Below are 22,564 nucleotides of genomic sequence, written 5' to 3'. Positions count from 1 at the left end.
TGCTATAAAAATACTGTAACAGAACTTTTCGTGCGGCTGAAGTAGGATGTCCGCATGGCGACAACGGGAACCGGTCGGCCGGCCGTCGAAGGGTTGCGCGAGCGCAAGAAGCGCGCGATGCGCCAGCAGTTGTCCGACGCCGCCGCGCGGATGTTCGTCGAGCACGGCTTCGACGCCGTCCGGGTGGCCGACGTCGGCGAGGCGTGCGGGGTGTCCGAGAAGACCGTCTTCAACTACTTCCCGAGCAAGGAGGCGCTGCTGCTGGACCGGCTGGAGGCGACGGCCGAGGCGTTGCGCACGCACCTGTCGAACCCTGCGCTCCCCCCGGTCACCGCGATGCTGACGGTCCTCGACCACGAACTACACGACCTCGTCGCGAGCCTCGCCGCCGACACCGACCAGGACCGCGCGCTGGCGCAGTACCAGAAGTTCGGCGACCTGATCCGGAACACCCCTTCGCTACGGGCGTACCGGAGTGACACCGCCGACCGGTTCGTCGACATCGCCGCCGAAGTACTCGCCACCCGGACCGGGATGCGACCCGACGACCCCGAACCCCAGATTGTCGCGGCCACCCTCCTCGGCCTGTGGCGCGTCCAGTTCCGCGCCCTCAGGATCCACTTGCGACCCGGTCGCCCACTGCCGGACGCGATCGACGCCGTGACCCAGGAGGTCCGCCGCGCCGCCCGCCTGGTCGAGGAAGGACTGACCACGTTCCCGGAGCCCGCGAAACCACGCTGAAGCACGACTTATCTGCTGGCCGCTTCGACGGATGCACCGTACGCGTGGCACCATCGCCGGCGCGGCGACACAGCGGCACCGACCACCACCGACGCATCGGCTGGGAGCACCAGCGCGGAGTGGCACTCGGCGGCGGCCAACGTACGTGGACCTCGAAGGAGATCGGCGCACGGGGCGGCCCGGCCCGCGGGGGCCGCGGCAGGATTGGTCGACGGCGGCGTCGGCGGCGATATCTGCGTGGTGGGATTGTCCGACCCAGCACGTATTGGAGCGCGGTCCGGCCCGCGAAATTCGCCACGGACATGTGCGTGCCGTCGGTCCCGGCGCTGGGCCGGGACCGACGGCTCCCGAGCTGATGCTCAGTCGTCGTCGCCGTGGTGGCCGTCGCCGTAGTAATGAGAGACATTCACGTGCGAGCCGGCGTTCCAGTAGTGGCCGTGGGTGTCATGTGTGGGGCTCCACTCCGCATAGGCCCCGGCGTTCCAGTAGTTCCCGGCCTCCACGTTGTTGCCGAGGACGTGGTACTCACCGTGCCAGTGGTACGTCGCGTGCCAGTGGACGCAGGCGTAGGCGTCGGCGCCGCACGGATCCCAGCCACGCGCCGTGCCCGTGGTCTCATGGACCACGGGCGTGGCGGGCACGGCCGTGGCCGGAGCGGCCTTCGGTGCGGCCGCGACCGGAGTCACGCCGCCGACCTGGCGCCGAGCCGGTGTCGTGGCGGCGTTCGAGCTGGTGTTGGCGGTGCTCGTGCTTGTCATGCGATGTGTCGGCAGCGCGACAGTGTGCCCGGTACTGCTGATCGCGGTCGGTGTTTCGTGGACCACGGACTTGGCGGTGATCTGGTGGGTCGTGACCTGGTGGATCGCCGCGCCGTGGGTGTCGCCGGTGCCGGCGGCCATGGCAATGGCGGGGGCGACGAGCAGCAGGGCAGGAACTGCGATGGCCGCCGTCACGGCGCGGCACACGGATGATGTCGTCATTGTCGCTCTCTCTCGCATACGTCCGGCGCGTGTCGCCGGAACCCGAGAGGCGTGTACCTCGTATCCTGGCGAGGAAACGAGTTCCGGGCCGGGGGGCTGTTGTGTACCGGTGTGGGTGACTGGGCAACTGCGAAGCGGTAGTCGAGCGTTCGTCATATCCCCGGGAACCGCCGCCGCCGGTGCCCCGCAAGTAGTGCCGGGCGTCCGGATGGAGGGCGAATTCAGCTACGCACTGCCAGTTTGGGGCCTCGTCCGGGTGACAGATGCTCGGGCGACTTGCGGGCCGGGGTTGTGTGCGGTGCCGGCCATCGGCCCAGCGGCGCGTTGACGTCCGGATGCAGCGGCCGGCGCAGGTCGGTGTTCAGTTCGCGTTGCCAGAGCAGGTGGTAGAGGACCGGCAGGACCGCGACGGGGTTCGCCGAGCTGTTCAGCCCGGCCAGCAGCTCAGCCGGGGCCGCGAACACCGCGCGCAGCGCGGCCACGGTGTCGGCCATGCGGTGGCGCGGTGGTGGTAGGCCGCCAGCGAGCGAAGGTTGCCCACCAGCGCTCCGACGCCGGGCCGACCACCTCGTAGCGCCAGCCCACCTGCCCTCACGCCGCTAGCTGAACGGCAGTCACGACATCCGATTGGCACGGCGCCATTTCGGCACGGACGCCAGCCGCCTGCGGAGCTGCTGAATCGGCCGTCCACCGCCGAAGCACCAGATGGCGATCACCGGATCGCAGATGGCGCAGCCCAGGGAGGAGGTGTGGGCGAACGGGAGGATCGGGCTGCCCTTGATGTGGTGAACCACGTCCAGCGCGGTGTGCAGGAGCCAGGCGATCCCGATGTAGGTCCAGGACTCCAGGCCGCGGTACGCGCAGTAGGTCACGGCGGCGGTGAACGCGATCTCCCACGGCCCGAACGCGCCGCTGCTGAGGTACGCGGCCCCGGCGCCCGCGACCATGATCGCGTTGAAGCGGCGGCGGTGCGGCTCGGCGATGAGGGAGTTGACGAGGACGTAGAGGATGCCGATGAGGACGGCGGAAACGACGATCACGACGTGAAGCTAATGGCGGCCACGCGCCGCCGGAAACGCGCTGGACTGCCAACTTCCGCCGGATTCTCGCCAGCTACGGTCTGGTTGTGCCCACGGTGGCTGTCCTCGCGCTGGACCACATGGACGACCACACCTTGCCGACGCGGTGAGCGGTGTCACCGAGTGGGCGGCACTACGGCAGCCGCCGGCGCTTGGATCAGTGCTCGCCGGAAAAGATCTCGTGCACCTCGCGGGCGGCGTAGGCCAGCAGCACGTACCCGGCGATCGGGTCGGCCCACCACCAGCCGAGGGCAGCGTTGAGGACCAGCCCGGCCAGCACGGCGACCGCGAGCATCGCGTCGACCAGCGTGACCCGCCCCTCGGTGCGCAGCACCAGGTTGTCCAGCGCGGCGCCGGTGCGGGCCTTGCCGGCGGCCAGCGCGAACATCACCACCGCAGTGACCGCGGTCCAGATGATCCCGCCGGTGCTGGGCTGCGGGTGGTAGCCGGTGACCAGCACGAGCGTGGATTGCACCGCGAGGTAGACGGCCAGCAGCGCGAACGCGACCCCGATCAGCCGCAGCGCGTGTCGCTGCCGTGCCTCGCTGGTGCCGGACAGTTCCCAGATCACCACCGTGGAAGCGCCGATCTCGATCAGCGAGTCCAGGCCAAACCCGGCCAGTGCGACCGACCGCGCGGTGATCGCGGTGACGGCCAGCACGACGATCCCGACGACGTTCCAGGCCAGGGTGGCGTACTCCAGCGCGAACCCGCGCCGCAGCAGCCAGCGATGGATGTCCTGTTCGGCGTCACGGTCGAGATTCGGCACCCCGGCAGTCTGCCCGACACGGGCCACTTCCTTGTCGTGTGGGGACATCGTGCGGTTCTGCCGCGAGGCAAGATCTTCTGCCAGGGCCGAGGCTCGGCGGCCGACTCCGCCGTGTGCTACGCGCTGGGCATCACCAACGCCGGCCCGGTGAAGTGGAAGTACGTCTACAACACGCACGGGCGGCGCCGTGGGTGCCGCTGCTCAGCGCCTCGTCTCGTACCTGGTCAGGACCACGCCGCCGGGAAACGTCCGCGTCTCCACCAGGTTCAGGTTCACCCAGCTGTCCAGCGCGGTGAAGAACGGCGTGCCGCCGCCCACCAGGACTGGGTGGGTGACGATCACGTACTCGTCGATCAGCCCGGCGCGCATGGCCGCCCCGGCGAGCGTTGCGCCGCCGATGTTCATGGGGCCGCCGTCCTCGGCCTTGAGCCGGGTGATCTCGGCGATCGCGTCGCCGGTGACCAGGCGGGTGTTCCAGTCGACCTTGTCGATCGTCGAGGAGAACACCACCTTCGGCGTGTCCCGCCAGTTCCGCGCGAACTCGATCTGCGCCGGGGTGGCGTCGGGCTGCTGGTCGCCGGTCGGCCAGTAGGAGCTCATCGTCTCCCACAGCTTGCGCCCGTACAGCGACAGGCCACTCGCCTGTTCGTGGCCTAGCCACCACTGGAACAGCTCGTCGCTCGGCGGCCCGCTCCAGCCGATGTCGTCGCCGGCCGCGGCGATGTAGCCGTCCAGGGTCAGGTTCATGCCGTAGACCAGTTTCCGCATGGCTCGGCCTTCCGTCCGTGGGTGTCCGGCGTACAGACCAGCGCGGCGTGGGAAACTCATCGGTGCGCGATCTGGGCTCGCCGGCAGTCCTCGTGCTCGGGGCTCAGCGTGGTGTACTCGGCCGACTCGGGCAAGCCGCCTGATCTCGCCCTCGCGAGGAAATGCCACGGATTTGGGCGCGCTTTCTCAGGCACCTCCGTCGGATCCGTAGCTGTCCGAGTTCGACCGGCCGCCTTGGATGCCCTTGCGCTCGGTGCCCAGTTTCGCCAGGACGCGGGCCACGTGCTTCTCGACGGTGCGCGGGGACAGGAACAGGGTCTGGGCGATGTCCTGGTTGGTGGCGCCGCCTGCGAGCAGGTCGGCGACCTCGAGTTCGCGGGGCGACAACTCGTTTCCGTAGCCACGGCGTCCCGGTCGTCGCAACGCCTGGACACCGAGTTCGCGTAGGCGGTGTTGGCAGCGGGCGGTGTCGCCGGTCGCGCCGAGATCGGTGAAGCCGCGCACGGCGTCGGCGAGGTGCGCCGGGGCGTCTTCGGGACAGACACAGGTCAGGGCGTCACCGCGGCGTTCGGCGGCCTTGGCCACTTCGTAGGGCCGGCCGATGTCCTGCCACCTGCGCTGCGCCTCGGCGAAGTGCTCGGCGGCCTGTGCGGGTTCGGTGGCGCGCAGCATCAGGCCGCGAGCCAGTGCCAGTTCGGCCATGGCGGCCGGTGCGTCGCGGTCGCGCACACCGCGACCGGGAACAGACCGGTCGTCCGCGTCCAGTCGCTGGGCCCGCTCAACGTCAACAGGGCTGGTTCGGCGATCGCCCAGGCCGCCTGCGGCTCGTTCTGGGCGAGGCGCACGGCGGTGAGGCCAGCGGCGATTCCCCTGCTCACGACCGCCTCGCTCGTGTTGCCGCTGTGCTCCGCGGCGACCGTGAAGTGCTCCAGGGCTCGGGAGTGCCGCCCCTGGACCAGGGCAAGGTGTCCCTGGCACAGTGCCCGGTCGACACCGACCTGCTTGACATCGGGATAGGCACGCTCGAGGGCGGCGTACTCGTCCTCCAGACCGGCCCAACGGCCGGCCAACCACTCGATGCGCAGCAGTTCGACGCGATTCAGGCATTCGAACGGCCGATGGTCCAGGCGTTCGGCCAGGTCCTGGTTCGCCAGCAGCAGCGCGCGGGCCCGCCGGTCATGGCCGAGCTGGATGGCCGTCTCCCCGATGTTGTAGAGCCCGTAACAGGTCTGCCCCAGCACCGCCCGGCTTCCGCCCTGGCGCCGCAGCTGGTCCACCAGCGGCCAGACGGCGGCATCGCCCGCCCGCGCCATCAGCAGGAGCCGGGTGACTTGGACCGCCGCCCGGACGGACTCGTTCGTGCTGTCCCGGACGGCCTGTTCGGCCCGGCCGAGCCAGTCCCACGCGTGCGCGGCGGCGCCGTTCCGCTCGTTCAGGGCCAGCGCGATCATCGCCCGCGCTGCCTTGTCCGGGAGGGTGGCCAGCTCGTCGACGGCGCGTTCGAGCTCGCCGAAGCCGGCCGAGTCGCCGCCCAGGTTGAGCATGATCAGGCCGAGCCCCAGCCGGATCTCGCCCCTGGTCGGCGCCGGCAGCAGCGGATCGGCCAGGACGGCGCGCAGTGCGCAGGCGGTCGCGGCGTAGTCCACCCCCGAGTTGGCGATCCGGGCCAGCGCGAGCGCGGTTCGGGACCGCCGCACACCGTCCACCTCCGGGCGGTCCAGGATCTGGTGCAGCAGGGTGGCCGCGGTGCCGGTGTCGCCGAGCGCGACGGCTTGGTCGGCGGCCTGCTCGACGCGGTCGAGCCAGCCCTGCTGGTCGCCGGTGGCCAGCGTGTGGTGCGCGATCTGCACCAGCGGAACCGGATGGTGGGTCTGGAGTTTCTCGATGGCCCGCTGGTGCAGGCGGGTCCGGCGCGGCCCGGGGACGTGCCGGTAGGCGACCTGCTGGGCGAGCACGTGACGGAAGGCGTAGCGGCCGTTGTCGATTTCGCGCAGCACGGCCGCTCGCAGCGCATCGATCAGTCCGTCGGCGGCCGCGTCGCGGTCCAGCCCGGCGACCTCGGCGAGCAGCGCCTCGGTGGCCGGCACGGCCAGCACGGCCGCCGCGTCCACGACCGCCGCCCCGGCCGGCGACAGCGCCGTCAGCCGCTCGGTGACCGCTTCCCGCAGGCCGTCGGGCACCTCGGCCTGCTCCAGGTCCCTGACGTCCCGGCGCGCGTGATCCCGCAGCGTGATCAGGTCTTCCTCGGCGACCAGCGGCAGGCCTTCGCTGCGGCGGTGGAGCGCAGCGCACAGCTTGGGCGTGGCCTGGGCGCCGAGCGCGGCACCGGCCAGGTCGGCGACGTCGGTCTCGGTCAACGGCGACAACCGGATCACCGTGCCGCTGGCGCCGGGCGGCGGCCGGTAGGCCGCGCCCAGGACCGCGGTCCCGGGCGGCAGGTCCTCGGCGCGGTAGGTGACCACCAGCGCGAACTGGTCGGGCAGGTCGCGGCCGAGCAGCAGGAGCAGCTCGCGGGTGGCGTCATCGACCCAGTGCACATCCTCGACGACCAGCACAACCCGGCCGATCGACGCCAGCACCGAGCGCACGGCCTGGACCAGATGGTGCCGGGCGGCGCCCGGCTGCTCCGATGCGGCCGGCGCCGGCGGCAGGCGGTCGGCCAGGTCCGGCAGCAGCGGGGCCAGCGCGCCGGCCGTCGGCGGCAGCCCGGCGTCCGGCAGCCACGGACCGGCCTTGCCCAGCGCGTCCACCACCGGCCCGTACGGCAGGGGCTCACGCAGCGGGTGGCAGAAGCCCGTCATCACCCGCCAACCCTGCGATCTCAGGATCGCGGTGGCCTCGCGCACCAGCCGGGACTTGCCCATGCCGGCGTCGCCCTCGATCACGACGACGGCGGGCGGCTGTCGGACGGCAGCGAGTAGGAGGTCGAGTTCGCGGCGGCGGCCGACGAACGCGAAGCCCCGGCCGAGTCCCGGAGAGCCCTGCTGGTCAGCCACCCCATCACCGTCCTTTACGGACACTCTGCCCCGCTTGGTCTCGTGTAGTGATCGGAGGGCGGTCGGTTGGTCCGGCGTCGTCGGCCATACCCATCTTATTGCGGCTGCCTACCCACTCAATGCGTTCCCCATTGTTTCGGTGCACTACGGACCTGCATCGTCACAGCTGTCCACAAGCACCATTCGCGGACGCTTCCAGAGATGAAACCCGCCGTCGCAGCCACCGATGGCAGGTGCCTGCCCGCCCGGCGTGGGGTCGACCACGTCGGGCGCACAACACCCCGAGCAATGCGAGAGCAGAGGCATGCCAACTACCACTGTCATGGACGTTTCCGAACAGATACCGGCACACGGTCGGGACACGGGCGCGGGACGGCGCGACGGCCGTCGACGCCGTCGCCCGGCCGCTGTGGCGGCGGCCGTGATCGCGCTGGCGGTCGCGGCGATCGCCGGGCTGCTCGGTCCGCTCGGCGGCGCCCCGAGCGCGCACGCCGAGGACGGCAACCCCACCTACTACCTCGGCGCCAACAACGGCTACGACTACATCAACTTCATCAACGACATCCGCAACCGGGTCAACGACGGCGGATCCACCTCGGTCCCGAACGCCGGCTCCGGCTACAACGTGGACCACACCGGTGGCGGCGGGTTCATCCGGGTCGACATCCACATGTGGGGCAACCCCAACTTCGTCCGCCTTCAGCTGCGGCGCTCGGACCTGTACCTCGTCGGCTGGTGGACGGGCGGGAGCACCTACAACTACCTGGGCAATCGCAACGGGGCGGGTCCCTCCAACGGCGCCAGCCACGGGGAATGGCAGTGCCCGTTCGGGGAGGGCTACGGCGACATCGAGAACACGGCGGGCCAGGGGCGCACCGGCCTGGCGATCGACCGGGACACCGTCAACGGGGCCGTGTGGAACCTGTGGAACGCCAGCAATCCCCGTGACATGGCCCGCGGGGTGCTGATGATGACCCAGTTCATCTCCGAAGCCGCCCGTTTCCGACCGCTACGGGACGAGATCGCCCTGACGATGAACGGCAACTCCACCCTCTACCTGCCGGGCGAGTACGCCGACCAGGAGAACAGCTGGAGCCCGTTGAGCGCGGCCTTCAACGGGTTGTTGCGCCAGCCGCCCGGGACCAGGGACAACACCCCGATGACCGGATGGGGACGCATCGAGCCGTGGACCGGTCGTCCGCAACGGATCATCCTGGACACGGCCGTCGCCTACGCACAGTACGTTCTGGGCACATCACTGCGCCGCTGACTCCTGCTGATCCTGATCTCTCTGCCCCGTCGAGTGGCTGCTCGACGGGGCAGAGTCGTTCCTGTCGGGCGGTCAGGTGCTACCGAAGCCCGGGGAACAAATGGGGAGCAGACAGGCGACGAGAGGGCGAGAAGAGTGATCAGTGGCGGCAGCTCGCCCCACGTTCCGGGCTGCCGGTCAGGGCTGGATGTTCTCCAGGTCCTCCAGCAGGCTGGGGTGCTTCGGCTCCCAGCCGAGCGCCTGCCGGGTGTGGGCGCTGGACGAGGGCTGGTCGGCCGCGAAGATGACGCCGAGGGGGCCGTAGGTCTCCACCGGCACGGACTCGACCGGCAGGCCCAGCCGCCGGCCGATGACCGCGGCGATGTCACGCACTCGGTCGCCCTCATCGGCCACGGCATGCCAGGCGGTGCCGGCTTCCGCCTGCTCCAGGGCGAGCCGGAACAGGACTGCGGCGTCGAGGGCATGCACGGCCGGCCAGCGCTGCGTGCCGTCACCCGGGTAGCCGGACACACCGCTGCGACGCGCGATCCCGGTCAACACGCCGGCGAACCCGCCCGTGCCCTCGTTGTGGACGGTCCGCGGCAGGCGGACGGCCGAGCTCCGGACGCCGCGCGAGGCCAGGTCCAGAACTCCCGTGACCGCACGACCGCGACCGCCGACCGGCCCCTCGGTCGGAACCGAGTCGGCCTCGGTGGAGGCGCGGCCCGGCACTGCGGGCGTGCCCGAGCAGACCACGAAGGGACGGTCGGTGCCGACGAGTGCCTCGCCGAGGGTGGCGAGGGCGGCACTTTCCTCGGCGACCGCGTTCGCCAGGGCTTCGGGACTGCTGAAGTCGTTGGCGAAGGCCAGGTGGATCACGCCGTCGGCCTGAGCGGCGCCGGCGCGCAGGACGTCCAGATCGGCCAGACCTCCCCGGATCGGCTCGGCGCCGGCCGCCGCGGCGGCCTGTGCGGAGGCGTCGGAGCGGGCGAGTGCGAGGACGGTATGGCCGTTGCCGAGCAGCTCGGCAACGACGGCGGACCCGATCAGGCCGGTGCCGCCGGTGATGAAGACGCGCATGGAACTCTCCCGCGAGTGATGGGACTCTTGTCCCATCACCGTACCAGAGTGATGGGACAAGAGTCCCATCACTTATGATGGCTCCATGGGTCGATGGGAGCCGGGAGCGCGCGAACGCCTCGTCATGGCGGCCGTCGACCTGTTCACCGAGCAGGGGTACGACGCCACGACGGTCGCGCAGATCGCGGAGCGCGCCGGGGTCACCAAGAGCACCTTCTTCCGGCACTTCCCCGACAAGCGCGAGCTGCTGGTCGCCGGGCAGGAGACGCTGTGCCGGCTGCTGACCGAGGGCATCGCCGAGGCGCCCGCCGACGCCAGCCCGCTCGAGGCGGTCGCCGCCGGCCTGGAGCGTGCCTCGACCGCGATGGGCCCGATGAGCCGGGAGATCGCCCCGCGTCTGAAGGCGGCCGTCGCCGCCAGCGCCGAACTCCAGGAGCGCGACGCCCTCAAGAGCGTCAGCCTCGCGGCCGCCATGACCGCTGCCCTGGTCGCCCGCGGCGTGCCCGATCCGACCGCCGCCCTCGCCAGCGAGCTCGGCGTCCTCGCCTTCAAACGGGGGTACGCCGAATGGTCCGAAGGTGATCGTGCCCCCGAGGACGGGTTCGCCGCCTACCTCCTGAAGGCCCTCGACGAGCTGCGCGCCGCGAGCGCATCGCTGGGCTGACCTGGACAACCTCATCCGCGCGTCGTGTCTTTGCCGGAGGCCGACCGGCCTGGTTACTGTCACAACCTTTCAGGTCACCACATCTAGCGCAGGGCGGCGGCCATCCACTCGTGCAGGGTCGCCGCCTGGTCCGGATCCGGCTTGGGCGTGCCGTTGATCGTGGCTACCAGTGTGCTGTACCGGGTCAGCAGCTTCAGACCGGTCGCCTCGGCCATCCACCGCGCCCCCTTGTTCCGGTCGAACGCCACAATGCTGCGCCGGACCTCGTCGGGATCGTGCTGCCCGGTCATGGCGGCGAGCATCTCGGCCCGGGCGGCGGCCACCCGCTCGGCGATGTCCCGGGCCTGCGGCGACTCCGCGGGCACGCCGGCCTGCAGCGCCGCCTTCGCCTCCAGGAAGAGCTCCCGTTGTCGCTCGGCGTGGGCCATCATCTCCGGCGTGGCCATCAGGCGGCCCTTCTCGGTGTTGAAGGTGCGGTGGAGGTGGTCGCGCAGCGCCGTGCGGAACTCCTCGTCCCGCACGAGGTCGGCCAGCTCGATCCAGGCCTCGAGCTGCTCGGTGGACGGCTCCTCGGGCAGGTGCGGCCGCATCGCGTGCAGCCGCTCGATGTAGCCGGGGTGGACGTCCAGGCCGTCGGTCACGAAGTCCCAGAACTGGTTGATGAGCTGGTCACGGTCGTCGTCGGACATCGACACGAGCTTGTGCATCAGGCTCACCTGTTCTGTTGTGGTGTGTTGCCGGACGATGGTCCGCAGCACGGCGCGGCGCGCCCGGAACTGGCGCAGCTGGTCCTCGACCAGCCGCAGGTGCGTGGTGGCCAGGTTGTGCAGGGTGGTCTCCGCGGCCAGCACCCGGCGGATGTCGTCCAGGCCGGCGCCCAGGTCGCGCAGGGTGCGCACGAGTTCGAGGCGGGCGATGGCGTGCACGTCGTACTGCCGGAAGCCGCCCCCGGTCAGGCCGGTGGGCGTGACGACGCCCTCGTCGGCGTAGAACCTGACTGCGCTCACGCTCAGGCCGGTGCGGCGGGCGACGTCCCCGATGGAGTAGAGGTCGTTCACACCGGCCACTATGGAATCTCAAGTGGGTTGAGAGTCAAGGGGGCCGGACCGCAGGACATCACCGCGACGGCGCCACGTCCAGCGCCCGCAGGTCGTCCACATCGGACGGCTCGGCCGGCCGGAGCAGGCGCTCGGTCTCCATCCCGTCGGGGTGGGGCATGCCGGCGGTCGGATACCAGTGATTTCCCAGCATCGGACGACAACAGGACATATCCCGCGCAACCGTTGACGGCGGCCTCACACGAACCTCACAATCGCTGTTGAGAGCGCTCTCACCAGCACGTTCCTACCGGCAACCCTGCAACCGGGAGGTTCCATGCTCAGAGGTGCCGTGTTGAGCGCCCTCACGCTCGCTGCCGCGGTCCTGGTGGCCCCGGCCGCCGCCGTCGCGTCCACCGGAGCACCCCCGACCCCGCCCCCGACCACCGCCGCTCCTCCCCCGTCGAGCGGCGCCGTCGCGCCGATGGCCACCATCTGCGACAAGTACTGTGACGCCCGCGATCCCGCGCTGGCCACGCAGGACCGGCAGGGCGTCACGGCGACGGCCGCCGGCAACCGTCAACTGTCCCTGCACCTCGACGACGCCGACGACATGGGCTGGGGTGCGATCACCAACAGCTCCACCGGCGACGAGCTGTGGCTGGACCGTTCGTTCGACGCCGGCCGCAGCTGGGCCTCCGGGTCCAAGCTCGGCGACACCAAGACGCCCAGCGGCTACCCGGGCTGGCGCACGCTGATGTTCAACGACGACGACTGGAACAACAACGGCGTCGGCCTGCTGCGAGCCTGCGCCCAGCCGGCCGGAAGCACGGCGATCACCTGCACGGACTGGCGCCGCACCACGTGGAACTCCTACGACCGGCGCACCGCCGCCGCGACCGCGTTGATGGAGGACTACGACAACGGCACCGGCCTGTTCGGCACCACCGGCTGGTGGAACTCCGCCAACGCCCTGACCGCGATCATCGGCAACATCAGGGCATCCGGTATGGGCAGCTACACCTACGCCATCGCCAACACCTACACCAAGAACCTCTCGGCCCAAGGCGGCAACTTCACCAACGCCTACAACGACGACACGCTCTGGTGGGGCCTGGCCTGGGTCGCGGCCTACGACCAGACCGGCGACAGCCGCTACCTGAGCACCGCCCGGTTCGACGCCGACCACGTCCACTCGTACTGGGACGGCACCTGCGGCGGCGGGGTGTGGTGGAGTTCGGCCAAGACGTACAAGAACGCCATTCCCAACTCGCTCTACATCCAGCTCAACGCCGCGCTGCACAACAGGATCTCCGGCGACACGACGTATCTGCAACGGGCGCGGGCCGGCTGGGCCTGGTTCCGCAACAGCGGGATGATCAACGGCCAGAACCTGGTCAACGACGGGCTCACCTCGACCTGCGTGAACAACAACCAGCCGACCTGGACCTACAACCAGGGGGTGCCGCTGGCGGCGCTGGCCGAGCTGTACCGGGCCACCGGGAACGGCTCGTACCTGGACCAGGCTCGCACGCTGGCCAACGCGTCCACGACCAGCACGGCCCTCAACCCCAACGGAATCCTGCGGGACCCGGGCGAGCAGCCCGGTGGCGTCGGGGACGGCCCGACCTTCAAGGGCGTCTACGCCCGCGACCTGTCGGCGCTGAACGCGGCACTGTCCGACCACCCGTACACGGCCTACCTGAAGCGCCAGGCCGATTCGGCCTACACCAACGACCGCAACGGATTCGACCAGTACGGCCTGGTCTGGTCGGGCCCGTTCGACCAGAGCGACGCGGCCCGCCAGCAGAGCGCGCTCGACCTGCTCAACGCCACCGGCTGAACACCGCGGTGGCCCCGCCGCGCCGCTCGTCGAGAAAACGCTTCGCGCTCTTGCCCGTCGCGCGGCGGACCACCCGAAGGGGCAGCCGACGGCGCCGGCTGCCCCTTCGCAATGCCGCCGTCAGCGGTTCCGCGTCTTCAGCGTCGGAGTGCCTCCCGCTTGACCCACCCCACCACAGCGGTGACGACGAAAAGGACGACCCCGAGTACCAGCAGCCAGACGAGACCCTTCACCACAGCGCCGACAACGGCGCACACGAGCCAGATCACCAGCAGTAGGCCGATCAGAGCGAGCACCACGCACCTCCGGTGGCTTCGAACAACCATGCGTTTCGTACCCGCTGTGGACCGATGTCAAACAGGAACCGCCGCTTCGCCGCCATGAGGAAAGCAGGTGCTTCCCCGGACGCACCAAGGCCGGTTCAGCCGCGGACCGCCTCCGCCACGCTCGACACGATGGTGAGCACTTCGTCGAGCGAAGCGATGTGGATCGGACGCCACACACGTTGATTGTCCCCGACGACCACGCATAACCGGCTGTCCAAGGCGGCGCAGAGCTGGTCGTGCTCGAGGATCATCGCCAGCCCCACCGAGCCGAGGAAGGTCACGCGGCTCAGGTCGAGCACCACCACCGCGGGCGCGTCGGCCACGGCGACGGCCTCAGCGGCACGTAACTGCTCGGCCGCGTGCTCGGCGTTGGCCAGGTCGATCTCGCCGGCCAGACGCACCACCACGGCGGTTTCGACCTCGTCGCCCCGAGTGACCGGTGCGGGCTCCGCAGGGAAGCCGGTGGCAGCATCGGAGTTCGAAACCCGTTCAGGGTCTGTCAACGCTGAGCCCTCCCCCGGCTCGATCGCGGACGAGAAGGGCCCCACCGCGAGGCGGAGCCCTTCCACGGTCCCGCGTTGTCGGTCAGTCCTTCTTGAAGACGTCCTTCACGTCCTCGACCGCCTGCTTGACCTTGCCCTTGGCCTGGTCGCCCTTGCCCTCGGTCTCGAGGCTCTGGTCATCGGTGACCTTGCCGACGCCTTCCTTGACCTTGCCCTTGACGTCGTCAGCGGTCGCGTCGACCTTGCGTTCGGTGCTCACGGCAACTCCTTCTCACTTGTCGGTGGTCTGTGGCGGGTTGCGCTGGCCGACCAGCGTCCACCAATGACCGTCGCCGTCGAACACCGAAGGAATACCGCAGAAAACGGCGCCCAAACATCACACTCGATCTTGACGGCATCCTCGGTTTTGCGTGACCGGAGTGGCCAGCCGCCACGCGAACGGCGCGTCCGCGCACCCATCCAACCGTCCCACGTGGACGGTCCGGGAACTGGCGCGCCGGGTCCGCACCGCCCAGCGGGTCAGCGCCGGCACGGGGATCACCACCAGCACGAACACCACGGCGACCAGCAGCCAGCCACCGGCGCCGAAGGTCCCCAGCGCCACCGTGAACACGGCCGGCGCGAACATCTGCACGGTCGCGGTCGCCGCCTCGCTCACCCCCTGGTAGGCGCCCCGGGCGTCCTCCCGCATCAGGTTGACCGACAACCCCCACGTCGCGGCCACATAGCCGAGCTCACCGCAGACGTGCAGGAGCGCCACGACGACAACCACGGCCGTGCCGATGACGCCGGCCGCGCCCGAGGTGGTCGCGAGCAGCGCACAGGCGACTGCCAGCAGGATCCCGGCCCACACCGCCGTCCGCGCCGACTGGCCCGGTGTGCGGGCGAACCTGGTGACCGGCACCTGCAACGCCGCGATGCCCACTGAGCTGATCACCACCACGACACCGCTGAGCGCGAGCGGCAGGTGCGTCGAGCCGGAGATCCACAACGGTAGACCGGTGGACAACATGGCCCAGCACAGGGACAACAACGAGGTCAAGCCGATGACCGCCAGGTACGGGCGGTCCCGCAGCGCCGTCAGCGATCCCGCCATGGTGCCGGTGTGGACCTGCCCGGCCGGCCTCGGCACGGCCAGGGTGGTCGCGGCCAGCACCACGAACGTCACCGCGTTGCCGGCGATCGCGACCAGGTACACCTGCGGCCGGTCGGCGGCCAGCACGAGCGCGCCGATGCCGGCGCCGATCGCGTAGCCGACATGCTGGGCGACACGTTGCTGGGCCAGCGACCGCATCCGGGCCGCGTTGTCCATCACCAGGCCGGCGATCAGCGCCGTGCGCACCGCCGTGCCGCCGGTGGCCAGCGCGGTGAAGGGGATGGTGACCACCATGAACGTCCACGTGTCGTGCACCAGCAGGTAGGAGGCCATCGCCGCGGCCCGGACGGCCGTGATGGCCACGAGCACCAGCCTCGGGTCGAGGCGGTCGGCGATCGAGCCGATCGGCACCGCGGCGGCCATGCCGACGCCGGCGGCCACCGCCATGCCGAACCCCACCATGATCATCGACAGGCCCAGGATCCGGGTGAAGAACACCGCCCAGATCGTGAACCACAGGCCGTCGCCGAGCGCGGACACGGCCCTTCCCCACAGCAACGTCCGCAGGCCCCTGGTGACCTCGGCGGCGTGGCCCGGGCTCGCCGTCGCCACCATCGCGTCCACCCTTCAGCAGATCATGAACGCTGTCTGCATGCCACCGTAGCCCGCGACACCCCGTCCAGCAATGACCATTCAGGGTTGCCTGAATCGTGCTAACGTCAAACCCGGACGAGAGGAGCGACCGATGGCCGGCTGGGTGGACCCGGACGATCCGGTCCTGTCCGCGGTGACCGGCCTGGCCCGCGAGCTGGCCGACCCGGTGCGACTCACGGCGCTGCAGCTGCTGGCGGCCGAGGGCCCGCACACGATGATCCAGCTGGCCGACGCCATCGGCGTATCCGCGCCCCGCCTCGGCAACCACCTCACCCGACTGCGCGCCGCCGGCCTCGTCGCGGTCGAGCACACCGGCCGGCACGCGGTGTACCGACTCGGCCGGGCGGATCTCGGCGACGTGCTCACCGTGTTGTCCCGCTACGCCGCCAACACCGATCTCGAACCCACCGGCCGACCGACGTCTGCCGTCGACATCGCACACACGTGTTACGACCACGCGGCCGGGCGACTGGGCGTCTCCGTGTTCGGCATGCTGGTCGAGCGCTCCGCCCTCCAGCCACCGACCGGCGGCGGCGACGAACTCACGCTCGGCCACGACCTGTCGGCGTTCGCCTCCCTCGGAGTCGACGCCGCGGCCATCGACCCCGGCCGCCGCAAGCTCGCCACCGCCTGCCTCGACAAGACCCACCGACTGCCCCACCTGGGCGGCGCACTGGGACAGGCCGTGCTCGACGCGTTCATCGCCGACGATCTGGTCCGGCGGCGGGAAGACTCTCGGGAGCTGCTGCTGACCGGCGCCGGCCGGCGCCGGCTGCCCACGCTCGTTCCCGGTTTCGCCCTCTGACACAGTCGGGCAACCTCGTCGGCGTCGCCCATCGCCTGGAAGACGTCCAGGACGAGCGTGGGCCACCCACGACTTTCGCTGGCCGCTCCCGAGGTCGACCGCGGGAGCGGCCGGAGAAGCCGCTCACAGGTCCAGCGAGGCCCCGTCTGCCACTACACCTGCTCGGCGTCGACCGTCGTCGCGGGCTGGCTACCGGGCTGCCGGCGGTCCTCGAGCTTGATGTCGCACTTGCCGACCAGCGCGACACCGGCACCGATCGTGGTGGCCACCGGAGCGGCCAGGGCCGCGACCAGCCCGAGAGCCACCGGCACCTCCAGCACCACGTCGTCCTTGCTGTCACGCACGACCACGCGACGGTTGATGCCCTCACTGACCAACCCGCGAACAGCGTTGACCACCGAGTCGACGGTGGTACGGGTGTACTCGGGCTTGGATTCGTTCATGACTCTCCTCGAACTGCGGATGTCCCTTTGACACCTCCAGCGTGCCCGCGGCCGGGCGCACTGCCATCAGGGTTTCCCCTGACTCGCGCCTGATTCCCTCGCAGAACCGACTCACCGCCGCCACCGGCCCGGTGGACGGGCGCGGCCGGGGCGTCCTCCGGCACGATCTTCGCCCTGGCGTCGGCCCCGGCGGCGACGCGGCGCGGAAGGCCGTCGAGCGTTCGTCGATCAGTCGCAGCAGGTCGGGGAAGTCGAGAGCGTTGTGCTCCCGGGCTGTCCATCACCCTGCTCCGGCGACCGCGCCTCCGCATACATGAATAAGCCTTCGATATCGTGAGGAAAATTCTGCTGCCTAGGGTCGGCCGGGACCGGTGCACGCCCGTGTGCCGGCGCTACACCCTGGATGGTGCGTGATGAACGAGCAGCTCGAGCCGGAGCCGTACGAGCCGCCGGCGCTGCTGGAGGTGGGCGAGTTCGGCGAGGACACCCTCGGCCCGGTGATCGCCCTCTTCCCGGACGGCGTCGCTCACATGCGTTTCTGAGGATGCGGTTTGCGTTGATGGTCCTGCCGGACACGGCGGCCGCGGCCGCCGTGTCCGGCCGGCACGTGCGGGACGGCGTTCGGGTGGTGCCCCATGCCTCGGGTCGTCCCTGGCTGGTGGGCCGATGGTCGCCGGACGAGTGCGTGGTCGGCACCGCCGGCCCGGTTTCGGTGGCGGTGCTGGGCATTTGTCCCGTCACCGCGGCCCAGCTGGCGAAATGGGCGGCAGAACTGCGCACGGTGGCCGACGCCGATCGGCTGGCCCGCAGCCTGTCGGGCACGTTCCACCTCGTGGTGTCGGTGAACGGTGACGTTCGCGTGCAGGGTTCGGTCACCGGGCTGCGGCCGGTCTTCCACGCCATGGTCGACGGAGTCCCGGTCGCGGCCGATCGCGCCGACGTGCTCGGCGACGTGGTGGACGAGGAAATGCTTGCGGCCCGCGTGGTGTGCGGCCTCCTGCCGCCGCCGCTGGGCGAACGGCCCCTGTGGCGCGGGGTTTCCGCCTTGCCGCCGGATCACTATCTGGTGCTGCGGGCCGATCGCGTCCGGCAGGTTCGGTGGTGGCGCGCGCCGACGCCGGAGGTCGGCCTGCGCGAGGGTGCCGTTCGGGTTCGAGCGGCATTGGCCGACGCCGTCAGCGCGCGACAGTGCGAGCGGTGGGGCAGCGATCTGTCCGGCGGCCTGGATTCCTCATCACTGTGCTTCCTGGCCGCGCGACACAACCCGGAGCTGCTGACCTTTCGCTGGGCGGAGGCCGAAGCGGCAAACGATGACGCGATCTTCAGCGCGGTGGCCTCCGAGCAGCTGCCCGCGGCCGAGCACCTGGTGTTGCCACAAACGGAACTGCCGGCTTGCTTTGCCGATCCGGCAACGATCATCGATGTCGAACAGCCGTATCCGTTCATGCGGACGGCCACTCGCATCCGCCGCACCGCCATGGTTCTCGCCGACAACGGCGTCACCCGACACCTCGCCGGGCACGGCGGTGACGAACTGTTCGGCGACCTTCCCGGCTACCTGTCCCGATTGCTGCGCCGCCGGCCGCTGACCGCTGTGAACCATGTGCGAGGCCAGCTCGCGTTGCACCGGTGGCCGTTACGGCCCACGCTGGCGGCACTTCTCCGCCCAGGCACCGCATCCACGTGGTGGGCAGCACAGGCCGAGCAGTTGACCGTTCCCCCGCTGCCGGGACGATTTCCCGTGTTGGGCTGGGGACTGGGGTCGCTGCGCGCGTCCGAGTGGGCCAGTGCCGACGCGATCGCCACCACCCGCGATGTGCTGCGTCGGCACGCCGAGACGGCCGAGCCGTTGGACGCCGACCTCGGCCAGCACCAATACCTGACGACGCTGCGGCAGGGCGCCGCGGCGTATCGGCAGTTGGCCAGGGTTTTCGGTGACGCCAATGTCGCCCTGGAGCTGCCCTTCCTCGACGACCGCGTGGTCGAAGCCGCGATGGCGGTGCGTCTGCCGGAACGCGCCACCCCGTACCGCTACAAGCCGCTGCTGGCCGAGGCCATGCAGGGCGTGCTGCCCGAACGGATCCGCACCCGGACCACGAAGGGCGTGTTCAACCAGGACGTGCGGGCCGGCTTCCGCCGACACCGTGACACCATCGCGGACCTGTTCGCCGACTCCGCGCTGGCCGCGCGGGGCCTGATCGACCGTGACCGCCTGATCGCCGGCCTCTTCGCCCCCTACGCCGACTTCCGCCCGGTCTTCGCCGTCGAGGGCCTGATCGGGTGCGAGAACTGGCTGCGGGCCACCGACCGTCCCACTCGTCCGGAGGATTCCCGTGCCGCTACGACTGCACCCTGACGTCGCCCACACCGCCACCGACGACGGCGCGGTGCTGTTGGACCAGAACACCGGCCGGTACTGGCAGCTCAACGCCACCGGTTCCGGCATCCTCGACGCCGTGCTCGGCGGCCGCGCGGTCGACCAGGTCGTCGCCGATCTCGCCGCCCGCCACGCCGTCGAACCCGACCGCGTGCGTCGGGACGTGACCGGCCTGCTCGACCGGTTGCGCACCGCCGGCCTGGTCCAAGGCGCGTCGTGAGCCTCCCCGCCGCGCTGACGCGGCCCGCCCCGATGCCCTTGCACCGCCGGGTGCTCCCGTTGATTGCAGTGGCCGTCGCCAGGATGCTGATCGGCCGGCGGCCGGTCCGAATCCGTCAGCTGCTGGAGTTCGCCAGCCGCGGCGCGCGACCCGCGACCCTGGCACAGGCCGAGCGGGCTCGCGAGGCCGTGGTGTCGGTCAGCCTGCGCTGCGCCGGTCAGGGCTGTCTGCAACGCTCCATCGCCGTGGCCCTGCTGTGCCGCGCCCGCGGAACGTGGCCGACCTGGTGCACCGGCGTGCGGACCAGCCCGTTCTCCGCGCATGCCTGGGTCGAGGTCGACGGCCACCCCGTCGGCGAACCCCTGCCCGCCGGGCACTACCGCCCGCTGCTGACCGTCGGTGTGACGGCATAGCCGTCGGTCATGACCGCCCTCGCTCGGGCTGAGCGATCCTCGCCGATGAGGATCGCCAGCCCGACGTAACGCAACCCGCAGCTCAGCACCCCTTCCGAGAGCCCCACACTCGGAAGGGGTGCTCGCCATGGACCCGATCACGGTTGCCTTGGCGGTGGCGAGACTGGCCGGCGGCAAGGCGAGGACGCATCGCTCCGGCGGACGACAACCTGCGCCGATCCTGTCCCTGACGTCGCCGTTCGACGGAAACCGTGACGCCGCACTGAAATCTTTCAGTGCGAATCAGGAATCTTTCAGCGCGAACCCGGCCCTGACCTCGGGAGCCCTCGCCGGGAAGCACACTCCGTTGACTTCTCAATCACGCTGGCCAACTCTCCGACGAGCCGTCCTCACGGTCGGCAGGCCCTTCCGCACCTCCGTCGCGGACGACGCGGCGGACGTCTTCTAGGAGTGAGGACCGAAGTGTCCCGAACCATCCAGGCGCTCCGCGCGGGCGCGGTGTCGCTCGCGGTCGCCGCGTCGGTGCTCTCGCCGCTGACGGTGACCGCGGCGCACGCCGCCGCGCATGTGACCAACCCCTTCGTGGGCGCCACCCAGTACGCGAGCCCGGACTACGCGGCCGAGGTCAACGCCCAGGCCGCCGCCGACCAGGGGACGAATCCGACACTGGCCGCCGCCGAGGCCAAGGTCGCGAACTTCCCGACCGGCGTGTGGATGGACAAGATCGCCGCGATCAGCGGCGACAGCGTCCACCACGGCCTGCAGTGGCACCTCGACCAGGCGCTGGCCCAGCAGCAGGGCAGCACTCCGATCACGGTCGAGGTGGTCATCTACGACCTGCCCGGCCGCGACTGCGCCGCGCTGGCCTCCAACGGCGAGCTGCCGGCCACCTCGGCCGGCCTGGCGACGTACGAGTCCCAGTACATCGACCCGATCGCGACGATCCTGTCCAACTCCAAGTACGCCAACGAGCGGATCGTCGCGATCATCGAGCCGGACTCGCTGCCCAACGCCGTCACCAACGCGAGCAAGCCGACCTGCGCCGCGGCCACCCCGTACTACGAGGCGGGCGTCGAGTACGCGCTGAACAAGCTGCACGCGATCCCCAACGTCTACAACTACGTGGACATCGCGCACTCGGCATGGCTGGGCTGGTCGAGCAACATGCCGCCGGCCGCGCAGGAGTTCGCCAAGGTGGCCAAGGCCACGACCGCCGGCGTCGCCAGCGTGGACGGCTTCATCTCCGACACCGCCAACTACACGCCGACCACCGAGCCGTTCCTGCCGAACTCCACGATGTCGGTCGGCGGCCAGCCGCTGGACTCGGCGAAGTTCTACCAGTGGAACCCGTACTTCGACGAGAAGACCTACGACGAGGCGATGTACTCGCAGCTGGTCGCCCAGGGCTTCCCCTCGACCATCGGCATCCTCATCGACACCTCGCGCAACGGCTGGGGCGGCCCGAACCGGCCGACCTCGCTCAACTCCTCGCCGACCACGCCGGACGCCTACGTCGCCGCCAACAAGATCGACCAGCGGTCCTTCCGCGGCGACTGGTGCAACCAGAACGGCGCGGGCCTGGGTTCGGCGCCCACCGTGCAGCCCTACGGCGCCGCCGACCCGATCATCGGCTTCGTCTGGATCAAGCCGCCGGGTGAGTCCGACGGCGACTACCCGACCGCCTCGCACAGCCACGGCGATCCGCACTGCGACCCCAGCGGCACCAACAGCGACGGCAACGGCGGCACCTACCCGACCGGTTCCATCCCGGGCTACGACGTGCCGGCCGGCCAGTGGTTCGGCGCCCAGTTCCAGCAGCTGGTGACCAACGCCTACCCGGCGCTGATCTCCGGTGGCGGCGGCTCCGGCTCGGTGACGGTGACCAGCCCGGGCAACCAGACCAGCACCGTGAACACCGCTGTCAGCCTCCAGATCACCGCGACCGACACGGCCGGCGGCACCCTGTCCTACAGCGCCACCGGGCTGCCGACCGGCTTGTCGATCAGCTCCACTACCGGCCTCATCTCCGGCACGCCCACGACCGCCGGCACCTCGACGGTCACGGTGACCGCACGCGACACCAGCAACGCCACCGGCTCGGCCTCCTTCACCTGGACGGTCAAGCCCTCCGGCGGCGGTGGTGGCGGCGGCTGCTCGGCCACGTACGCGATCGGCAGTTCCTGGGACACCGGCTTCACCGCGAACGTGACGGTGACCAACACCGGCAGCGCGGCCGTCCAGTCGTGGAAGGTCACCTGGACGTGGTCCGGCAACCAGCAGATCACGAACGCGTGGAACGCGACCGAGTCGCACAGCGGCCAGAACGAGACCGTGTCGAACGCGGCCTACAACGGCGCGCTCGCACCCGGGGCCAACACCACGTTCGGCTTCCAGGCCAGCTACAGCGGAACGAACACGAACCCGACGCTCACCTGCACCGCGAGCTGACCGACGGGCGGCCCCGCCGGCCGACACGGCGGGGCCGCCACCACTACGCGAGCCGAATCCCATGCACCACAAG

General features: G+C 70.5%; 26 protein-coding genes and 1 pseudogene. 12 read left to right on the top strand and 15 right to left on the bottom strand.

Annotated features, from left to right (window positions below; all coding sequences use genetic code 11):
• The first annotated feature begins 54 nt into the window (after positions 1-54).
• Entirely contained in the window at positions 55-741 is a 687-nt protein-coding gene (locus BJ998_RS38190; protein ID WP_184868122.1) for a TetR family transcriptional regulator, read from the top strand.
• A gap of 359 nt (positions 742-1,100) precedes the next feature.
• Here BJ998_RS38190 and BJ998_RS38185 read toward each other — a convergent pair whose 3' ends face one another.
• The 4 genes from BJ998_RS38185 to BJ998_RS38170 form a co-directional block, all read right to left on the bottom strand.
• On the bottom strand, positions 1,101-1,721 hold the full coding sequence (locus tag BJ998_RS38185) for a hypothetical protein (RefSeq protein ID WP_184868121.1): 621 nt from the start codon (positions 1,719-1,721) through the stop codon (positions 1,101-1,103).
• 221 nt (positions 1,722-1,942) lie between these two features.
• The gene (locus tag BJ998_RS38180; RefSeq protein ID WP_184868120.1) at positions 1,943-2,215 is read right to left on the bottom strand and encodes a hypothetical protein; all 273 of its coding nucleotides are present in this window, start codon (positions 2,213-2,215) and stop codon (positions 1,943-1,945) included.
• A gap of 120 nt (positions 2,216-2,335) precedes the next feature.
• Positions 2,336-2,758 (bottom strand): DUF6010 family protein, encoded by a 423-nt coding sequence (locus BJ998_RS38175; protein ID WP_312890592.1) that lies wholly within the window; start codon positions 2,756-2,758, stop codon positions 2,336-2,338.
• Positions 2,759-2,957: 199 nt separating this feature from the next.
• Entirely contained in the window at positions 2,958-3,617 is a 660-nt protein-coding gene (locus BJ998_RS38170) for a cation efflux transmembrane domain-containing protein (protein WP_221338274.1), read from the bottom strand.
• A gap of 21 nt (positions 3,618-3,638) precedes the next feature.
• On the opposite strand from BJ998_RS38170, the pseudogene BJ998_RS49645 reads away from it, so the two are divergent.
• Positions 3,639-3,716: pseudogene (locus tag BJ998_RS49645) on the top strand (hypothetical protein); the annotation flags it as partial.
• Positions 3,717-3,770: 54 nt separating this feature from the next.
• Here the strand turns inward: BJ998_RS49645 and BJ998_RS38160 are convergent.
• The 3 genes from BJ998_RS38160 to BJ998_RS38155 all read right to left on the bottom strand — a co-directional run bounded on the left by BJ998_RS38160 (position 3,771) and on the right by BJ998_RS38155 (position 7,333).
• Positions 3,771-4,337, bottom strand: a complete 567-nt coding sequence (locus tag BJ998_RS38160; protein ID WP_184868118.1) for a dihydrofolate reductase family protein — start codon at positions 4,335-4,337, stop codon at positions 3,771-3,773.
• Between the two features lie 186 nt (positions 4,338-4,523).
• Positions 4,524-5,039 carry a helix-turn-helix transcriptional regulator gene (locus BJ998_RS46790; RefSeq protein WP_221338273.1) on the bottom strand — a complete coding sequence of 172 codons (516 nt, stop codon included), beginning with the start codon at positions 5,037-5,039 and terminating at the stop codon, positions 4,524-4,526.
• Positions 5,009-7,333, bottom strand: a complete 2,325-nt coding sequence (locus BJ998_RS38155) for an ATP-binding protein (protein ID WP_221338272.1) — start codon at positions 7,331-7,333, stop codon at positions 5,009-5,011. Before BJ998_RS38155 ends, BJ998_RS46790 begins: the two co-directional genes overlap by 31 nt.
• A 421-nt stretch (positions 7,334-7,754) precedes the next feature.
• Here BJ998_RS38155 and BJ998_RS38150 point away from each other — a divergent pair, with 421 nt between their 5' ends.
• Positions 7,755-8,603 (top strand): ribosome-inactivating family protein, encoded by an 849-nt coding sequence (locus BJ998_RS38150; RefSeq protein ID WP_184868117.1) that lies wholly within the window; start codon positions 7,755-7,757, stop codon positions 8,601-8,603.
• 177 nt (positions 8,604-8,780) lie between these two features.
• Here BJ998_RS38150 and BJ998_RS38145 read toward each other — a convergent pair whose 3' ends face one another.
• Positions 8,781-9,662, bottom strand: coding sequence for an SDR family oxidoreductase (locus BJ998_RS38145; RefSeq protein ID WP_184868116.1), 882 nt, complete (start codon positions 9,660-9,662; stop codon positions 8,781-8,783).
• Positions 9,663-9,747: 85 nt separating this feature from the next.
• Here BJ998_RS38145 and BJ998_RS38140 point away from each other — a divergent pair, with 85 nt between their 5' ends.
• A complete protein-coding gene (locus BJ998_RS38140) occupies positions 9,748-10,326 on the top strand; it encodes a TetR/AcrR family transcriptional regulator (RefSeq protein ID WP_184868115.1) in 579 nt (192 codons plus the stop codon).
• Between the two features lie 83 nt (positions 10,327-10,409).
• On the opposite strand, the gene BJ998_RS38135 is transcribed toward BJ998_RS38140, so the two are convergent.
• Together BJ998_RS38135 and BJ998_RS48835 are read right to left on the bottom strand one after the other, a co-directional pair.
• A complete protein-coding gene (locus BJ998_RS38135) occupies positions 10,410-11,384 on the bottom strand; it encodes a MerR family transcriptional regulator (protein ID WP_184868114.1) in 975 nt (324 codons plus the stop codon).
• A 58-nt stretch (positions 11,385-11,442) separates the two neighbouring features.
• On the bottom strand, positions 11,443-11,577 hold the full coding sequence (locus BJ998_RS48835) for a hypothetical protein (protein WP_281393053.1): 135 nt from the start codon (positions 11,575-11,577) through the stop codon (positions 11,443-11,445).
• A 123-nt stretch (positions 11,578-11,700) separates the two neighbouring features.
• Between BJ998_RS48835 and BJ998_RS38130 the strand changes: the two genes are divergently transcribed.
• Positions 11,701-13,206, top strand: a complete 1,506-nt coding sequence (locus BJ998_RS38130) for a glycoside hydrolase family 76 protein (RefSeq protein ID WP_184868113.1) — start codon at positions 11,701-11,703, stop codon at positions 13,204-13,206.
• A 137-nt stretch (positions 13,207-13,343) separates the two neighbouring features.
• Here the strand turns inward: BJ998_RS38130 and BJ998_RS38125 are convergent, their stop codons facing one another.
• The 4 genes from BJ998_RS38125 to BJ998_RS38110 all read right to left on the bottom strand — a co-directional run bounded on the left by BJ998_RS38125 (position 13,344) and on the right by BJ998_RS38110 (position 15,746).
• Complete coding sequence (locus tag BJ998_RS38125) at positions 13,344-13,502, bottom strand: hypothetical protein (RefSeq protein ID WP_184868112.1); 159 nt, start codon at positions 13,500-13,502, stop codon at positions 13,344-13,346.
• Positions 13,503-13,627: 125 nt separating this feature from the next.
• Positions 13,628-14,080 carry an STAS domain-containing protein gene (locus BJ998_RS38120; protein ID WP_312890591.1) on the bottom strand — a complete coding sequence of 151 codons (453 nt, stop codon included), beginning with the start codon at positions 14,078-14,080 and terminating at the stop codon, positions 13,628-13,630.
• Between the two features lie 37 nt (positions 14,081-14,117).
• Positions 14,118-14,294, bottom strand: a complete 177-nt coding sequence (locus BJ998_RS38115; protein ID WP_184868110.1) for a CsbD family protein — start codon at positions 14,292-14,294, stop codon at positions 14,118-14,120.
• Positions 14,295-14,411: 117 nt separating this feature from the next.
• Positions 14,412-15,746, bottom strand: a complete 1,335-nt coding sequence (locus BJ998_RS38110) for an MFS transporter (RefSeq protein WP_184868109.1) — start codon at positions 15,744-15,746, stop codon at positions 14,412-14,414.
• A gap of 130 nt (positions 15,747-15,876) precedes the next feature.
• Between BJ998_RS38110 and BJ998_RS38105 the strand changes: the two genes are divergently transcribed.
• Positions 15,877-16,590: an ArsR/SmtB family transcription factor gene (locus tag BJ998_RS38105; protein ID WP_184868108.1), complete on the top strand. Its 714-nt coding sequence runs from the start codon at positions 15,877-15,879 to the stop codon at positions 16,588-16,590.
• A gap of 152 nt (positions 16,591-16,742) precedes the next feature.
• Here BJ998_RS38105 and BJ998_RS38100 read toward each other — a convergent pair whose 3' ends face one another.
• The gene (locus BJ998_RS38100) at positions 16,743-17,033 is read right to left on the bottom strand and encodes a DUF4342 domain-containing protein (RefSeq protein ID WP_184868107.1); all 291 of its coding nucleotides are present in this window, start codon (positions 17,031-17,033) and stop codon (positions 16,743-16,745) included.
• A 413-nt stretch (positions 17,034-17,446) separates the two neighbouring features.
• On the opposite strand from BJ998_RS38100, the gene BJ998_RS38095 reads away from it, so the two are divergent.
• The 6 genes from BJ998_RS38095 (at position 17,447) to BJ998_RS38070 (ending at position 22,491) form a co-directional block, all read left to right on the top strand.
• On the top strand, positions 17,447-17,575 hold the full coding sequence (locus BJ998_RS38095; RefSeq protein ID WP_184868106.1) for a lasso RiPP family leader peptide-containing protein: 129 nt from the start codon (positions 17,447-17,449) through the stop codon (positions 17,573-17,575).
• Positions 17,576-17,577: 2 nt separating this feature from the next.
• Positions 17,578-19,389, top strand: a complete 1,812-nt coding sequence (locus BJ998_RS38090; RefSeq protein ID WP_246488735.1) for an asparagine synthase-related protein — start codon at positions 17,578-17,580, stop codon at positions 19,387-19,389.
• On the top strand, positions 19,367-19,630 hold the full coding sequence (locus BJ998_RS38085) for a lasso peptide biosynthesis PqqD family chaperone (RefSeq protein ID WP_184868105.1): 264 nt from the start codon (positions 19,367-19,369) through the stop codon (positions 19,628-19,630). The genes BJ998_RS38090 and BJ998_RS38085 overlap by 23 nt, the downstream gene beginning before the upstream one ends.
• On the top strand, positions 19,627-20,043 hold the full coding sequence (locus BJ998_RS38080; protein WP_312890518.1) for a lasso peptide biosynthesis B2 protein: 417 nt from the start codon (positions 19,627-19,629) through the stop codon (positions 20,041-20,043). The genes BJ998_RS38085 and BJ998_RS38080 overlap by 4 nt, the downstream gene beginning before the upstream one ends.
• Before the next feature lie 127 nt (positions 20,044-20,170).
• On the top strand, positions 20,171-20,491 hold the full coding sequence (locus BJ998_RS38075; RefSeq protein ID WP_184868104.1) for a hypothetical protein: 321 nt from the start codon (positions 20,171-20,173) through the stop codon (positions 20,489-20,491).
• Positions 20,492-20,505: 14 nt separating this feature from the next.
• A complete protein-coding gene (locus BJ998_RS38070) occupies positions 20,506-22,491 on the top strand; it encodes a glycoside hydrolase family 6 protein (RefSeq protein ID WP_312890517.1) in 1,986 nt (661 codons plus the stop codon).
• The last annotated feature ends 73 nt before the right edge of the window (positions 22,492-22,564 follow it).

Source organism: Kutzneria kofuensis (assembly GCF_014203355.1).
In the GTDB taxonomy this organism is placed as follows: domain Bacteria; phylum Actinomycetota; class Actinomycetes; order Mycobacteriales; family Pseudonocardiaceae; genus Kutzneria; species Kutzneria kofuensis.
This window is presented reverse-complemented; position numbering and strand designations above follow the sequence as displayed.